Here is a 16000-nt window from a genome sequence, read left to right on the forward strand (position 1 = left end):
AAACAAAAATGTTCCCGTGGGCCGAAGACGTGCCGTCAGAGTGGACTTACCGGATAACTATATTCACCAGCTTTTGCGGCACACAAATTACTTTAACGACTTGCTTACCGGCGATTAACGCTTTTACTTTATCCTGCGCCAGCGCTTTTTCTTCCAGTTCCTGCGGCAATAAACCGACAGGAACAACGATTTTGTCCCTTACCTTGCCGTTGATTTGCAGTACGACTTCAACCTCTTCCGTTTTAATCGCTTCCGGGTCAAAAACGGGCCACGGCTGCTTATGCACACTGCCCTGAGCCAGGGTACAGCTCCAAAGCTCTTCCGTGATATGAGGCGCAAAGGGCGCCAACAAGCGCAGCAAGGCAGCTATCGCTTCCCGGATAAGACCGCCGTTGGGTTGGGGTACCTGTTCCCTGAATGCATATATGGCATTTACCAATTCCATAATGGCACTAATGGCGGTATTAAAATTAAACCGCTCGCCAATATCATCGGTTACTTTTTTAATTGTCAAATGGACAACCCGGCGTAATTCCTTTTCCTCTTTGCCAAGACTGGCCGGATCATACTCTTGCTCAGTCTGACCGGCAACCAGCCCGGAATAAAAATAAACAATTCGCCAGAGGCGGCCCAAAAAGCGGTACGCGCCCTCTACTCCCTGGTCACTCCATTCCAGATCACGCTCCGGCGGTGCGGCAAACAGAATGAACAAGCGGGCCGTATCGGCACCGTATTTACCAATGATTTCCTCCGGCGATACAACATTTCCTTTGGATTTGGACATTTTGGCGCCATCTTTGATAACCATACCCTGGGTCAGTAAGTTTTTAAACGGTTCATTTACACTAATTAACCCGGCGTCTTTCAAAACCTTGGTAAAAAAACGGGAATAAAGCAAATGCAGGATCGCGTGCTCAATTCCCCCGATGTACTGGTCAACCGGCATCCAGTGATTGGCCTTGACCGTATCAAAGGGCTCATTGGCGCTGTGAGGACTGGTATAACGGAAATAATACCACGAAGAACAAATAAATGTGTCCATCGTATCCGTTTCCCGCCTGCCTTCTCCGCCGCATTGCGGACACCGGCACTTTACGAATTCCTCGGCCTGCGCCAGGGGAGAAACAGCGCCCGCCTCAAAACTTACCTTTTCCGGCAGCAGCACAGGCAAATCTTTTTTGGGGACAGGCACGGTGCCGCAAACCGGACAATAAATAATCGGAATGGGTGCTCCCCAATACCGTTGGCGGGAAACCAGCCAATCCCGCAAACGGTAGTTTACCCGCCGTTTGCCGATTTCTTTTTCTTCCAGCCAGGCGGCAATTGCCGCCTTGGCGGCCTCATTATCCATACCGGTAAAATCGCCGGAATTTATCAGAAAACCCGGTCCGTCATAGGCGCCGGACATGGCCGTAATCTCCAGGGAATGCTCCGGCGGCTGAATGACTAGTCGCTTGGCGAGATTATATTTGGTGGCAAATTGCCAATCCCTTTCGTCATGGGCCGGAACCCCCATTACGGCGCCGGTTCCGTATTCCATAAGTACATAATTTGCTATCCAGATAGGGATTTGTTCCCCCGTGAACGGATGGACCGCGCACGCACCGGTAAACATCCCTTCTTTTTCCGTATCTGTTGAAGTCCTGTTGATTTCGCTCAAGTTGCGAATTCGATTGACAAATTCCCGTACGGCTTTAGCCGCCGGCTTACGGTCAGTCAATTTCTCCACCAGAGGATGCTCGGGTGCCAGGACAATATAGGTTACCCCGAAAACAGTATCCTGCCGGGTTGTATAGACAGGAATCTTTTCGTCCAATTCGGGAACATAAAAACTAAACTCCGCTCCTTCACTGCGCCCAATCCAATTTTCCTGCATGGTTTTAACCCGGTCTGGCCAGCCCTTTAATTCATTTAAATCGGCTAAGAGCCTGTCCGCATATTCGGTAATTTTAAAGAACCACTGTTCCAGTTCTTTTTTTACAACCACCGAATCACAACGCCAGCAGTGTCCGTCAACTACCTGTTCATTGGCTAAAACTGTATTGCAATCATTGCACCAGTTCACCGCCGCCTTTTTTTTATATGCCAGGCCCCGCTCGTAAAACAATAGAAACAGCCATTGCGTCCAGCGGTAATAATCAGGATGGCATGTAGCTACTTCCCGGTTCCAGTCGTATGACAAACCCAGCTCCTGCTGTTGGCGGCGCATATTCGCGATATTATCCCAGGTCCAGGTTGCCGGATGAATGCCATGCTTAATCGCGGCATTTTCCGCCGGCATGCCAAAAGCGTCCCACCCCATGGGATGCAGCACATTAAAACCTTGCATGCTTTTAAACCGTGCTACGACATCACCGATCGAATAGTTGCGAACATGGCCCATATGTAAATGACCGGAAGGATAAGGAAACATTTCCAGAACATAATATTCGGGCATTTTACGGTCAATTTCCGTAACAAATGCCCCCTGCTCCGCCCATTCTTTTTGCCATTTGGCCTCAATTTCCCGGGGAAAATACCTTTCGTTCATGTATGCATAAGCCTCCTCAAAAGTATATGAATTAAAAACGCCCCTTGGCGCACCTGGCCAGGGACGAGTTATTCCCGCGTTACCACCCTGATTGATGGCTACGCCATCCACTTTCAACAACCGATAACGAGGTTAACCGTCAGTCATTACAATAGGTCATAACTGCTCCTCCGCAGTGAGTTTCGGCTTGGTTTGATACCGGCTCGCATCCCCCGCCGGTTTTCTGAAATTCGCACCAAACCTACTGGTCTGCATCTTAGGATTATCGAATATCATTATATAGTACCATTACCTAAAAGTCAATGTCTTCCATAGCCTCCGTGTGTTTAACTTGTGATAATGTCACCTTGTAGATTATCGCGATAAAATGTCACTATGAACAACGAGGTGCATTATCAATTGTCCCAAAAACAACTAAACAGGTACACCATATTGCAAAAGCTTGTTGACGGAGATTTTACCCTTGCACAGGCTGCATCTAGTCTAGGCTTAAGCAATCGCCAGGTAATCAGATTAAAGAAAGGATTTATCCAGGAAGGGCCTGCGGTTCTGATTCACAAGAACACGAATTGCAAGCCTGCTCATGCACTCGGTGACGAGCTCGCGGCTAAAATCATTTCTCTCAAACAGTCCGAGCTGTACCGGGATGCTAACTTCCTACACTTTCAGGAACTACTTTCACGTCACGAAAATATTACGATTAGCTATTCTGCTCTACACTCACTCTTAACCAAGGCAAAAATTCAAAGTCCTAAGAAACGCCGCCGTTTTAAGCCGCATCGTCGCCGCAAACGTAAATTGCAAGAAGGTCTTCTGATTCAAATGGATGCGACTCCTTTTGAATGGTTTGGCTCCGGGGATAAGTATGCACTGCATGGCGCCATTGACGATGCAACAGGCAAGATTGTCGGGTTATATCTGACTAAAAATGAATGTCTTATGGGGTATTGGGAAGTAACACGCCAGATTGTCCTCAATCATGGCATTCCCGTTAGCCTATATACTGACAGACATGCTATTTTTCTTTCCACGGTTGCCACCAGGCTCTCTGTCGAGGATCAGCTTGCCGGCAAAGTAATTAATGATACTCAGTTTGGCCGCGCTATGAATGAGTTGGGCATTACCATTATCCCTGCTCGCTCACCCCAAGCTAAAGGCCGCGTGGAGCGTCTCTGGGAAACTCTGCAGAGTCGTTTGCCAATTGAGTTTAAGCTGGCTGGTATTTCTACCATCGACCAGGCTAACGAATTTCTGCTTAAGTATATCCCTTTGTTTAACCAGATGTTTGCCGTTGAACCTGTGAATGCTGTGTCTGCTTTTCGCACTGTATCCTCAAAGCTTAACATCGATACGGTGCTCTGTGTAAAACTCACTCGTTCAGTTGACGCTGGCGGCGTATTCTCATTTTATAATAAACACTTTAAGGTAATCACGAAGCCTAGCTTACCTCTTCTTCCACCCAAGGCCAAAATTAGTGTTCTTGTAAGCCCTCATATTGGCATTGCCGTTGAATGGAAACTGCAGTTGTATCCGGTGTTGCCGTATATCAAGCCTGTCAAAAAAGAGCCTGTTGCCCCTTCGTCCAAACAAAAATCAACATGGAGGCCGCCTGATAGTCATTATTACAAATACGGCCATACCTTGATTAATAAAGTCTCCTTCGAAGATACCGACAAGGACATTCTAGCAATGCTGGAATCCATTTTCCTATGCAAATATGCTTAACNACGAGGTGACATTTTCTCACGAAGCCTAGCTTACCTCTTCTTCCACCCAAGGCCAAAATTAGTGTTCTTGTAAGCCCTCATATTGGCATTGCCGTTGAATGGAAACTGCAGTTGTATCCGGTGTTGCCGTATATCAAGCCTGTCAAAAAAGAGCCTGTTGCCCCTTCGTCCAAACAAAAATCAACATGGAGGCCGCCTGATAGTCATTATTACAAATACGGCCATACCTTGATTAATAAAGTCTCCTTCGAAGATACCGACAAGGACATTCTAGCAATGCTGGAATCCATTTTCCTATGCAAATATGCTTAACTACGAGGTGACATTTTCTCACGATAATTATCCCTATTTGGGGGTGACATTTTCACAAGTTATTGACAGCACTCCGCTGGCTTACGCAGAATAGCTTTGTAACAATAGGATTCAGACAATGTCGAACCTTACCGAATCAGTTCCGCCAATTTTCGCCGCAAAAGTTTGTTGGCCGCATTGCGCGGCAATTTTTCCACAAAATAAACGCGGGTGGGACATTTGTAATGCGCCAGTCTTTCCCGGCAAAACAGCCGGACTTCTTCTTCCGTCACGGCCGACTGTTCGTTTATTTTTATAAAAGCAACCGGAACCTGTCCCCATTGCTCATGCTTGACGCCGGTAACCCCCGCTTCAGCAATCGCAGGATGGGCGTTTAAAACCGCCTCAATTTCCGCCGGATAGACGTTTTCCCCGCCTGAGATGATAAGATCACTGCGCCGGTCCAGCACATAAAGAAACCCTTCTTCATCTATATAACCCAAATCTCCCGTATGAAACCAGCCATCCCGGAAGATATCCAATTTTTCATTGGCAATATTTAAATAACCCGGTGTGACAGTAGGACCACGCACCACGATTTCTCCCACTTCCCCCGGCTTTCTCCCCCCGCCGTCTCCTTCGATTTTTATTTCTGCAGGAAACAGGGCTTTTCCGGCCGACCCCAGTTTGCTGTCCATATACTCAGGAGATAAAGTAACCAGCTGCGAAGCCGTTTCCGTCAGACCATAGGTCTGATATACCGGGATTTGCTTCTTTCTACATTCTTGTAATAAAATTGCCGGAACCGGGCCGCCGCCTACCAGCATGCAGCGGAAAGAATCCGGGTATCCGTCCTGTCCTAAATTTTCCAGCATTTGGGCCAACATCGAACTCACAACAGAAACCATGGTTACGCCTTCGTCGCGGATGGCTTCGTTTACCGCCGCCGGTATAAACTTCCGCTGAATCAGGACGGGAATGCCGTAAATGACACTTCGTAAAATAATCGATAATCCGCTCATGTGAAACATAGGCACGCAAATCAGCCACTGATCCGTCATTTGCAGCCCCAGGTTGAGAACCGAGCCGGTGGCACTCCACCAGTGATTTTCATTGGTAAGCATGACTCCCTTGGGGCGTCCCGTTGTTCCCGAAGTGTAAATGACGGTATGAACCGCATCCAGGTCAATTCTTCGCTCCAGTAAAACATCCGCTCCCGGCAACTGCTCCATCGCCGCATAAGAAAGTACGCCTAACCGGGGTATATCCGCCGTTATCGCCGCTACTGTTCCCAAAAATTCATCATCATAAATCAACAGCTTACAGCCGGCATCCTTAAGCTGCCAGCCAAGTTCGGCCGGGGCCAGACGGTTATTAAGCAAAACCGTTATGGCGTCGAGATATTGCAAAGCGTAAATGATTTGTGGCACCCGGAAACTATTCCCCAGCAGAACAGCCACGCGGTCTCCCCGGCCAATTTCCCTGCCGTGTAATTTACGGGCTGTCGCCTGCGCATACTGATTCAAATCTTCAAACGTCCAAACGACCGCCCCGTCGGTCAGACAGACCCGTTTGGGAGTCAGAGAAGCCCGTTTATCCAGCCAATTCGGCATTTCCCGGTTATTCATGTTCCTTGTCCCCCTGACCCATCAAGGAAACCGGGGAAATTGTTTAAAATCGGGGTTGCGTTTTTCCTTAAATGCATCGCGGCCTTCCTTGGCTTCCTCCGTCGTATAAAATAGCAGCGTCGCATCGCCGGCCAATTGCTGTATACCGGCCAGCCCGTCCGTGTCGGCATTGAAGGCGGCCTTTAAAAAGCGGATCGCCGTGGGGCTCTTGGCCAGAATTTCCCGGGCCCACTCTACGGTCTCTTCTTCCAGCCGTTCCAGGGGAACCACCGTATTTACCAAGCCCATTTCCAAGGCTTGCTGCGCATTATACTGGCGGCACAAATACCAAATCTCGCGGGCCTTTTTATGGCCGACGATCCGCGCCAAATAACCGGAGCCATAACCGGCGTCAAAGCTTCCCACATTGGGTCCGGTTTGGCCAAAGACCGCATTATCCGCCGCAATCGTCAGGTCACAAACAATATGTAAAACATGCCCGCCGCCAATGGCATAACCGGCGACCATCGCGATGACCGGTTTGGGAATGGCTCGGATCAAGCGCTGTAAATCCAAGACATTGAGGCGGGGAATCTGATCGTCGCCGACATATCCGCCGTGCCCCCGGACCTTCTGGTCCCCGCCGGAACAAAACGCCTTCTCTCCCGCTCCGGTTAAGATAATCACGCCAATCTTCGCGTCGTCACGTGCCCGGGCAAAGGCATCAATTAATTCAAAAACGGTTTTGGGCCGGAAAGCATTGCGGACTTCCGGCCTGTTTATGGTAATTTTAGCGATTCCCTCATACGTTTCATATAAAATATCCTCATAACTGTATTCCGACTTCCAGGTAATCATATTTTTCAAATCCTTTCCTTTAAGAATGTGGATTATGGAGCGACAAAAAATCCATTACCGCAGCCGTAAAGACCGCCGGCTGCTCCAAATGAACCGTGTGGCCGGCAGAAGGGATGATTTGCAAAGTCGAACCGGGTATTATCTTTTCCATGGAAAGTCCGATTCGCCGAAACTTCGCATCGTGCTCACCGACGAGCAGTAGGGTGGGGACCCTAATTTCCTGCAGCCGGCCCCACCAGGACGGCTGAACGCCGGTGCCCATACCACGCAGGCTGTTCGCCAGACCTTGCGCTTGATTCTGCAGGCGCTGACACCGCACTTCGTTTTTTATAAAATCCGGCAGCGCCTGCTGGGTCGCAAACAGTGCAAGGCTTGTCCAGCGGTCGACAAACGCTGCCACGCCCTGTTCGATAATAAAACCGGCTAAGGCCTCATCCGAGCGCCGGCGTGCTTCCCGTTCCGGTTCCGCGGCAATGCCCGGCGAACTGCTTTCCAAAATTAAAGTATGAACCCGTTCCGGCGCCTGCACCGCAAATTGCAACGCACACCGCCCTCCCATGGAATAACCCAGCAGATTCACTTTTGGCAGACCTAACTGAGCCAAAAGCTGCAGCAAATCCTCTACGGCATGCTCCATGGAATAGCGTCTGAAATCCACCGGGGATTCCGAAAGGCCATGACCGATCATGTCGACCAAAACAACCTTATACCGGTTGCGTAAAGCGGGAAGAATCCGCCGCCAGCTTTGGATACTGCCGGTAAATCCATGCAATAAGAGGAGCGGCGGCCCTTCCCCCTCCATTTCTACATTCAATTGGATGCCGTTAACGTCCATCAGCACAGAAGCCATCCCCCTTTAGGAAGCCGAAAAGGACCGGCTGGCTATATGCGAAACAGCCTGCCAAATTTCCCGGTGCCTTTGCACATTATCGGCGCGATTTGTGGGGATCTCGATTATTTTTAAGCCCTTGGCGGCCAGACAATGCTGTAAAGTTTGCCGGAACTCTTCCCAGGAACGGACCCGCGAAAATTCTCCGTGATACATCTCGGCCACTGCTTTGAAGTCCAGGCCGAGGGGTGTTCCAAACAGTTTCTCAAAATGCTGCGGCAGCCGGGCCTGCGGCAAAAAAGAAAAAATTCCGCCGCCGTCATTGTTAATGACAATCACTGTGGCATTCAAACCGTGCAGCTTGGCGGCCAGCAAGCCGTTTAAATCATGATAAAAAGATAAATCTCCGATGACCAGAACTAAGGGATTGTCACTGGCGGCGACTCCCAAAGCGGTCGAAACAACGCCGTCAATGCCATTCGCGCCGCGGTTCGCCAAAATCCGGATATTCCGGTCATTGCAAAAAAAGAACGTATCCAAATCGCGGACGGGCATACTATTGCCGACAAATAAAGTTGCGGCGGCAGGCAGGGTTTCCCCCAACTCGATAAAAACTCTTCCCTCGAACAACGCTTCGCTCTTGCCCTGGTTATACAGTTCTTTTCGGGTAAGTTCATTGACTGCCAACCATTTTTGCGCCCAGGAAGATTCCTGCGGGCTGCCGGCAGCCAAGGAATCCAGCCAATGATTCAGCTCCCGGCAGAAAGGGACAACCCCGGCATAAATCATATCCGTCGCCATTAACGTGGGGTCGCGCCAGCCCAGTTCCTCATCAACTACGATTTGCCGGCATAAGGGCAGTCCTTTTAAATAGAAAAGCAAGGCTTTGGATACCGGCATAGCACCGAAACGGATCACTACTTCCGGCGTAAGCCGGTCCACAACGTCCGGGTCCCGTAAAAAGGAATCGTAGGTTTCCACAATCCAGCGTTTGTCGTGGGCGCCGCTTCGCACCTGGGAAAGGGGGTCCGCTAAAACCGGATATTGCAGCCGTTCTGCCAGACTAACTACCGCACTGGCTAACGCCGGGTCATCATGCGGACCGCAAATAATCAGTCCTTTTTCCATACCTTGCAATTGCTTCGCCAGCGACTTGCCGGCCTCAGGCTCCAGGTACCGCGGTCCCGTCAAAATCCGGGTATAACAGTCCTGTCCGCCGCGGCCGCTTTCCCGGAACATCCCATCGATACTCAGGTCCGGTAACAGCGGCTCCCGCAAGGGAAAATTTAAATGGACCGGGCCGCTCGGGCCTGCCAGAGCCATTGCCGAAGCCCGGGCCGCTACCGAGCGCGCATATTGCAGTAATTCCGGCGAGTCATCCGGCACGGACATCTCTACAAACAGTTTGACAAAATGGCCAAATATCCCAATTTGATCAATTGTTTGCGGCGCTCCTACCGCCCTTAACTCCGGCGGCCGGTCCGCCGTCAAGGCCAGCAGCGGCACCCGGGCCTGAGCCGCTTCCACCACCGCGGGCAGGTAATTGGCCACGGCGGTACCCGACGAACAGACCAGCGCGACCGGTTTTCTTTGGGCTTTAGCCATTCCCAGTGCGAAAAAGGCAGCGGACCGCTCATCAATATGCATCCACACTTTCATGCCGGGATGCTCTGCCATCAATAAGGCCAGCGGCGTGGACCGCGAGCCCGGACTGATTACGGCCTGATTGACGCCGCACCGCACTAATTCGTCCACGAAGGCGCCGATATAATTCGCAATTCCTTTTCCCTGGGTCATTTAGTTTCCTCCTAAAGCCGCCAGCATGGGTTGAAGCTTTAGCATCGTTTCTTCATACTCACTCAGCGGTTCCGAATCTCCCACAATACCACAACCGGCAAATAAGGAAATCTCTTTTCCCCGTATCAGGCCGCAGCGGATCGCGACGATAAACTTCCCATTGCCCCTGGCGTCGGCCCACCCCAAAGGACCGCCATACCAGCCCCGGTCAAACGGTTCTTCCTCCCGTATTTTTTTCATTGCTGCCTGCTGGGGAAATCCCCCCAAAGCGGGAGTGGGATGTAAATCGGCAGCAACGTGGAAAAGTGAAGTCCCCGGGCGGGCTTTGCCAACAAGGGGAGTACATAAATGCTGAATATTTTTCAATTTTACCAGGAATGGCGCCGCCGGTATTTCCAATGCCTCGCAATACTTCTTTAATTTATCGCTGATCATCTGTACCACCAGGCGATGTTCCTGCTGATTCTTAGGGTCTTGGAGAAGCTCTTCACCCAGCATCTGATCTTCCGGCTGGTCTTTCCCGCGTCGAATCGAACCGGCCAGGCAGGTAGAATAAAAACAGTCTTCTTCCCTGCGAACCAGACACTCCGGCGAAGCGCCAAGCAAACAATCCCCCTGGTGAACAAAAGCAAAGATATGACTTTCCGGCTGATCCTCATGCAGGCGCTGTAAAACCTCCGCAACCGCAATCGAATTTTCACTGTGAAGCCGAAGTTCTCTGGCTAATACAACCTTCTTCCATTCTCCCTCGCGTATCCTTTGCGCTACCTCGTCCACCAATTGCAGCCACCGGTCGGGATTTTCCGCTTCAACAGAAAATGAATTTTTAGCAATCGGGCGCGGCTTACCTGGCTCCGCTAAAAACCATTCACACGCAGCCATCAGATATTGAGTGATTTCCCGGAAGTCTTCCTTCCCTTGCAGCAAATAATTCAGGGTAAGCCAGGACTTACCCTCAGTCTGCGTGAGCAGTATTTGGGGAACATGAAATTCCGCATTGGCAAAATGCTCCCATCGCTCAGACCGTGCTTTTAAGGGGTCAAAGACACCGCCTCCCATTAATAGCAAGCCGGTTTGAGGAATCTCCGGCTGGAAGGATTGCATACTGTTAGCGGCAATAGCCCGCCATTTTTCTTCGACTTCGGCAAAACGGTCCGGTCCGTTATGCTCCACCTTGATGGAATACGCTTCGCCGGCGCCGGCTAACGTAATGCCCGACGTAGAATCGGACCAGTAAACAATTCTTTCTTGATTCCTGCGTACAGCATTTCTAAAAGAATCAAGCGGGCTGAAGGCCCCCGCCGGCACAACATGACTGACCAGCACAGACCGCCTCATTTCCCTGGATTGTTGGATTCCCTGGCAAATCAGCCTCTGTAACTCCTGCTCTAACAATTCCATCGTTGTAAAGATCTTCCTCCCATCGCAAAAGTACACTATTGTTTCTTTGCCACGGAATCTTCAGAATCCTTCCTCTGCGTCGTGATACTGCTTAATCGATTACTACTACCGCCTATTGTGCTACCCAAGGCCGTTCTGTTATGCAATGTTATTTGGATGTTCTTTTGCCGTCCAGACAAAGGCCCTGCAAAAAAATAAGGACGGGTTGACCGGCAAACAAGCCAAACTTGCTGCCGGCAAACCCGCCCCCTTGACACAGACCGGTCTCATTGACCACCATCAGCCGTTATTTTATCTATCTTATCCACTTTTTGCCTTAACACTAATGAAAATTCACCAATCCCCGCGTGATCATTATATCTTTCACCATAATCAATAACAAAAGTATTTGGAAAGTTAATTGTTCTAAAAGTTTGACCGGCCGAAATTACTTTAACAGTTACATCGCTATAGGCATCTGCACTTTGAGCTGGAATTTGCGCCCATTTAAATAGTTTTAGCGGTTCATCCGATTCAATCATCGTTGCATCAGAAGTTAATCTTCCCGTTATAAATAACGTAGCACTAACTATCGTTGATTTAGCCATTGAGTCACTTGGAGTACATAATTCCACATGTACTGATTGAATCATAGATTCGTCTAAATAAATATTTTCTTTCCCTTTAACGCTAAGTGTGAATCCCATAAGTACCTCCAAAAATTCATTTTTTAAATCGTATAAAGCCTAATCTTTTCTTGCAAGCCAATATGTCATTATTTGTTTATAGCACTTTTTGATCATTAAAATCACTATCATTACTGTAATAAAATAAAGAAAAGCTAATATCAGTGACATAACATTCATTATAAGCATGATTATGAAATCACCATTAATATATGATGTAAATGCCTCGTGAAAGAGAGGCATACTACCTTTCATTGGAATGCTGTTTTGCCGTTCTACAACTAGCCCCATCATAAACCACACGGTATGAAAAATTACAAAGCCGATACTTAAATTAAAAAACAGTTTAAGCCGTTCTTTAAAGGTAAAATATAGTGTTGCAAGCGTACATAAAACAGTAATACCAATTGTTAAGAATATAAAGCGCATTTCTGAAGAAGGACCCCGTAAAATAAAAGACCCATTAATAAAATCTACTTGGGCTATAGCCATGAAAATAAAACCAATCACGGTAAATCGAAATGTTTTTTCTATTTTTAACACACCTTCTTACTCTAATATGATTCTAACCTATATAAACGTCCCACGCCGGCTTTGTGGACCATTCATTTGGATATTTTGATACTATAACCAAAATGGGATCACCAGATTGCAAGATTAAGGGAAATAATTCTGCATCCCAAGGTGTTCCTACATTGATACAGCCAGCCGAACCATGAAAAAATAAAGGGCTCATTAAACCTCCATGCAGGAAAAATCCATCTCTGCCAAAAGTATCCGTTCCGGCATTAGGATGAAGTGGAGCCCTATACAAACCCCAATTTTCATGCGCGATAAGATTCCGTTCCACAAAGGACACCGCTGTTCCTCCAGTAACTTCCGAAGGATATAACGTATATGTACCTGGAGGGCATGGTCCTATATTTTCAACCGTAGGATCTGTCGCTCCCCATTTTCCTGTTGCGGCTTTAAAAGTAGCGATAACATTTCCAGCCCCATCACGAAATGTTAAAACTCCCATCTCTAGCGTTAATGTTCGCTGTCCCAATCACACCACTTCCTTTCCTCGTTTGCTAAAGTTTTTCTATGGAAAAATATGTACAGGAGTTCCAATCATTAGATACTTTTTTAGAATCAATATATCCGTGTCGCTAAGCGCAATGCATCCTTTCGTCCAATCCCATAGATTACCACCTCCATGAATGCCTACTTCCCCACCTAACGCTGTATTCCATAAAGGTATCCCATTATTTTTATTGTTATCTATCAATTCTTGGTATTGCCGCTGTGAAATTCTTCCTTGTTTAAAGCCTCGTTTGATATCCTTCCCTTGCGGATAATTGAGACCATAAAAATATAAATAGGGTGTTTTATCATTCACATAACAGATGGCATAATCCCCTTCCGGTGTTTTTCCGTCCCCTTCCCGTTCTTTGTCCCCAATAGGCGAGAAACCTAGCGCAATTTTAAAAATACCAACCGGTTTTTCGTTTTGATATAAAATCAGCTTTCGTTCCGCTTTAAATATTTCTATTTTTACATGCTGCGGGTCCGGTGTTATTGAACTAGACAATATTCCTGGAAACTGGTTACTCCGAATTTGAAACGGGGGAAAACCCCGCCATATAGCAACGGCTAATATAATACCTAATAAAATCCATCCTAGTGATGCCCATTTCATAAAGTGACTCTCCCATAAAAGTTTAAGTTCAAACCGCCAACCTTCCTATTACTTCACAATAAACCAAATTCCTCCTTTACTTCAAATAAATGGGACAAAAGTCCCTAAAAATAAGTTCAATTTATAGGACTAAAATTCAATGTATTCCACTTTTTGCAGTCCTCTTTCATTCGACATTATTCGAAATATAAATTCATTATTTACTTTGCGGCTGGTAAATTGGGAGAATATTGTCGCTATAAGTTCAGGATTCGAAATATGGGATGCATGGAAATTATTTCTTTTTAAAGAGTACAACAAATCTTTGACAAAAAAGTGACAAACAAAAAAACCTGGCAGCCAAATGCCAGGTTATAAGGATCATGCTTTGCCAATTCAATAAGCGGCGTGGGATCGCCTTATTTATTAGCTGCTAAATGAGAATTTGGCGAACAAGGATAATCCTGCATTATATCAACATTCTTCTGAATAAAAGTAACGAACTCCTGACGTACGCTGCAACGATCCCGTATCCCTGCCCGGTAGGCAATTTCAGCCGCCAGACTGGATTCAAAAACAGTGACGGTCTCAAACTTCATAACCAAGGGAAGCAGTTCCGGATACTGCGCTTCCTGTTCACGGGCAATTGCCATTAGCTGTAGTAGTATAGATTCGGATTCTTTCATTGCTTTAGCATATTTAGCATTTGCAACACCGGCTATACTGAGGAGATTGTCCACTCTGTCAAAAACGTATTGTTCAAAAGCCTGGTTCAAAATACTTTCCAACACAACAATCCCCCCTATCGTTCTCCTTGCCCGTCATTGCTCTGAAAACCGGGGTTCCGCGCCATTTGTTCCTTTTCTTTTCCCTGGACAAACCCTATACCCCCTATACTCAGGCTGCGGCATGAGCCCTGCAGCGCTGCCGCCAGCTTTTTTACAGGGGGAAATTAAAAAACGCATGCGAGGTTTTTACACCCTACACATGCGCTTTGCTTCGTCGTCTGCTAAGTCCTATTATCAATAAGCCGGAACATATCCGGCATTCAACAGAAAGGCGTTCTGCACTCAAACTATGTAACCGACGCCGGCCCTCCTGCTGACAATTGTATAATAGGGCTCCATCCTCTGCTGCGTATGTCGCACAGCCTGCTCTCTGCAGACATCCCCGTTACACACTGGGCCTCGCTTGTAATCAAACGGGCGGCATTGTATAATAGAAATGTCGTCGTGGACAGCTTGACTGTTATGTGTAGGTGCTGTGACACCTGCTCATGCCTCGGAAGTGCGCCAACACTTCCGGGTCACGGCGACTTTTTAATTTCCACCTAGTTTTAATTATAGCGCATTTCAGCTGAATTGCAAGGCTTGGCAGATAAATCAAAAAATACTTTTCGGTCCCCCAAAGCATCCCGGCAGCCGAAGCCACCGGGATGCTTTTGATTTTCCTCTTGAATCCGCAACAGGATGTATTTCTTCTGTTTTCCTTTATTCTATCATCTTTGAAGAAAGAAACAAAAAGAATGTCTCTTTGCTTCCTTCCATTCCAATATGGTGAGATTTCAACGCAAGCCCCAGTCAGCCGCGAACGATGCGAGGCAGTTATTTACGATATGGTAAGATTCAGCCTTTTCTTCCCCATTCATAAGCGTTTTCTTGGCTTGGCTTTACATTCCAATATGGCGAGATTTCAACTGATCGGCCACGCGCTGGCCCTGACTGTCACTGATATTTACATTCCAATATGGTGAGATTTCAACCATCACATCCTAGAGATAGAGATAACCCCTATTCAATTTACATTCCAATATGGTGAGATTTCAACGGTAACTCCGGTGTGCCGGTAGGTACGATTATAGCGATTTACATTCCAATATGGTGAGATTTCAACCTAGGACAAGCGTCCAAACAAAGCTTGCAATCCAGATTTACATTCCAATATGGTGAGATTTCGACTAAAACCTCCAAGAAACTTTTCTGCTGCTCATCGAGATTTACATTCCAATATGGTGAGATTTCGACCATTATGGCGAAATCGTTTTTCATCGCCTGATTTGAATTTACATTCCAATATGGTGAGATTTCGACACTGAGGCGCTTCCCAGGCTGCCGTCACTGTTGATAATTTACATTCCAATATGGTGAGATTTCGACCGCAAAGCCGGGAATATTGCTTGGAACGGGAAATATATTTACATTCCAATATGGTGAGATTTCGACGGACATCATTTTTGCCACTGATAAATCAGGGATTGTTATTTACATTCCAATATGGTGAGATTTCGACTTCTGCGCCTGGCACGTATCGGGCAGCGGATGGAGATTTACATTCCAATATGGTGAGATTTCGACTATTTACAGTGATTTTTGTCAGAACAGGTCAGAAATTTACATTCCAATATGGTGAGATTTCGACTTTCATTTACCTTTCTTGGCACGTTCCTTGCCCAAATTTACATTCCAATATGGTGAGATTTCGACCCGACAAAATCGGGATAGGAATTGCTTTAGGTCTCATTTACATTCCAATATGGTGAGATTTCGACCAGGACGGTGCATCAACAATTTATCAAACAGTTTTATTTACATTCCAATATGGTGAGATTTCGACCCGAGCCCTCGATGTGCTTATT

Annotated in this window: 13 protein-coding genes, 1 CRISPR repeat array and 1 other annotated feature; of the genes, 1 reads left to right on the top strand and 12 read right to left on the bottom strand. The window is 47.3% G+C overall.

The annotated features are described in order from the left end of the window. Positions 1-46 precede the first annotated feature (46 nt). Positions 47-2530, bottom strand: coding sequence for a leucine--tRNA ligase (gene leuS / locus LUCIF_RS06520; RefSeq protein WP_122627067.1), 2484 nt, complete (start codon positions 2528-2530; stop codon positions 47-49). Between the two features lie 56 nt (positions 2531-2586). Further along, positions 2587-2797 (bottom strand) — a binding site (T-box leader). 108 nt (positions 2798-2905) lie between these two features. On the opposite strand from leuS, the gene LUCIF_RS06525 reads away from it, so the two are divergent. After that, positions 2906-4255, top strand: coding sequence for an ISNCY family transposase (locus tag LUCIF_RS06525; RefSeq protein WP_207857106.1), 1350 nt, complete (start codon positions 2906-2908; stop codon positions 4253-4255). 442 nt (positions 4256-4697) lie between these two features. On the opposite strand, the gene LUCIF_RS06530 is transcribed toward LUCIF_RS06525, so the two are convergent. The 11 genes from LUCIF_RS06530 to LUCIF_RS06575 form a co-directional block, all read right to left on the bottom strand. Further along, positions 4698-6176: an o-succinylbenzoate--CoA ligase gene (locus LUCIF_RS06530; RefSeq protein ID WP_122627069.1), complete on the bottom strand. Its 1479-nt coding sequence runs from the start codon at positions 6174-6176 to the stop codon at positions 4698-4700. 21 nt (positions 6177-6197) lie between these two features. Beyond that, positions 6198-7013 (bottom strand): 1,4-dihydroxy-2-naphthoyl-CoA synthase, encoded by an 816-nt coding sequence (gene menB, locus LUCIF_RS06535; RefSeq protein WP_122627070.1) that lies wholly within the window; start codon positions 7011-7013, stop codon positions 6198-6200. A gap of 19 nt (positions 7014-7032) precedes the next feature. Continuing rightward, positions 7033-7848, bottom strand: a complete 816-nt coding sequence (menH, locus tag LUCIF_RS06540) for a 2-succinyl-6-hydroxy-2,4-cyclohexadiene-1-carboxylate synthase (protein ID WP_122627191.1) — start codon at positions 7846-7848, stop codon at positions 7033-7035. Between the two features lie 21 nt (positions 7849-7869). Further along, positions 7870-9639, bottom strand: a complete 1770-nt coding sequence (gene menD / locus LUCIF_RS06545; RefSeq protein WP_122627071.1) for a 2-succinyl-5-enolpyruvyl-6-hydroxy-3-cyclohexene-1-carboxylic-acid synthase — start codon at positions 9637-9639, stop codon at positions 7870-7872. Then, positions 9640-11040 (bottom strand): isochorismate synthase, encoded by a 1401-nt coding sequence (locus LUCIF_RS06550; RefSeq protein ID WP_122627072.1) that lies wholly within the window; start codon positions 11038-11040, stop codon positions 9640-9642. Between the two features lie 148 nt (positions 11041-11188). After that, positions 11189-11320 (bottom strand): hypothetical protein, encoded by a 132-nt coding sequence (locus LUCIF_RS26970; RefSeq protein ID WP_279386946.1) that lies wholly within the window; start codon positions 11318-11320, stop codon positions 11189-11191. Further along, positions 11307-11726, bottom strand: coding sequence for a membrane-associated protease 1 (locus tag LUCIF_RS06555; RefSeq protein ID WP_122627073.1), 420 nt, complete (start codon positions 11724-11726; stop codon positions 11307-11309). Before LUCIF_RS06555 ends, LUCIF_RS26970 begins: the two co-directional genes overlap by 14 nt. A gap of 39 nt (positions 11727-11765) precedes the next feature. Further along, entirely contained in the window at positions 11766-12248 is a 483-nt protein-coding gene (locus tag LUCIF_RS06560; RefSeq protein ID WP_122627074.1) for a hypothetical protein, read from the bottom strand. Between the two features lie 22 nt (positions 12249-12270). Then, positions 12271-12753 carry a tlde1 domain-containing protein gene (locus LUCIF_RS06565; protein ID WP_122627075.1) on the bottom strand — a complete coding sequence of 161 codons (483 nt, stop codon included), beginning with the start codon at positions 12751-12753 and terminating at the stop codon, positions 12271-12273. A gap of 36 nt (positions 12754-12789) precedes the next feature. Then, entirely contained in the window at positions 12790-13386 is a 597-nt protein-coding gene (locus LUCIF_RS06570; protein WP_122627076.1) for a L,D-transpeptidase family protein, read from the bottom strand. A 398-nt stretch (positions 13387-13784) separates the two neighbouring features. After that, a complete protein-coding gene (locus tag LUCIF_RS06575; RefSeq protein ID WP_122627077.1) occupies positions 13785-14156 on the bottom strand; it encodes a hypothetical protein in 372 nt (123 codons plus the stop codon). An 876-nt stretch (positions 14157-15032) separates the two neighbouring features. Continuing rightward, a CRISPR array of direct repeats spans positions 15033-15978; the repeat unit is 30 nt; unit sequence ATTTACATTCCAATATGGTGAGATTTCGAC. The last annotated feature ends 22 nt before the right edge of the window (positions 15979-16000 follow it).

The organism is Allolucifera butyrica, from assembly GCF_900476375.1.
Classification (GTDB): Bacteria; Bacillota; Negativicutes; order Sporomusales; family UPPP01; genus Lucifera; species Lucifera butyrica.

What these genes read in the sequence shown, in the direction of transcription:
- menH (WP_122627191.1), bottom strand. Translation starts at nt 7,848, where the DNA reads ATGGACGTTAACGGCATCCAATTGAATGTAGAAATGGAGGGGGAAGGG.
- LUCIF_RS06530 (WP_122627069.1), bottom strand. Translation starts at nt 6,176, where the DNA reads ATGAATAACCGGGAAATGCCGAATTGGCTGGATAAACGGGCTTCTCTG.
- menB (WP_122627070.1), bottom strand. Translation starts at nt 7,013, where the DNA reads ATGATTACCTGGAAGTCGGAATACAGTTATGAGGATATTTTATATGAA.
- LUCIF_RS06550 (WP_122627072.1), bottom strand. Translation starts at nt 11,040, where the DNA reads ATGGAATTGTTAGAGCAGGAGTTACAGAGGCTGATTTGCCAGGGAATC.
- leuS (WP_122627067.1), bottom strand. Translation starts at nt 2,530, where the DNA reads ATGAACGAAAGGTATTTTCCCCGGGAAATTGAGGCCAAATGGCAAAAA.
- LUCIF_RS26970 (WP_279386946.1), bottom strand. Translation starts at nt 11,320, where the DNA reads ATGGTGGTCAATGAGACCGGTCTGTGTCAAGGGGGCGGGTTTGCCGGC.
- LUCIF_RS06555 (WP_122627073.1), bottom strand. Translation starts at nt 11,726, where the DNA reads ATGGGATTCACACTTAGCGTTAAAGGGAAAGAAAATATTTATTTAGAC.
- LUCIF_RS06570 (WP_122627076.1), bottom strand. Translation starts at nt 13,386, where the DNA reads ATGAAATGGGCATCACTAGGATGGATTTTATTAGGTATTATATTAGCC.
- LUCIF_RS06525 (WP_207857106.1), top strand. Translation starts at nt 2,906, where the DNA reads ATGAACAACGAGGTGCATTATCAATTGTCCCAAAAACAACTAAACAGG.
- menD (WP_122627071.1), bottom strand. Translation starts at nt 9,639, where the DNA reads ATGACCCAGGGAAAAGGAATTGCGAATTATATCGGCGCCTTCGTGGAC.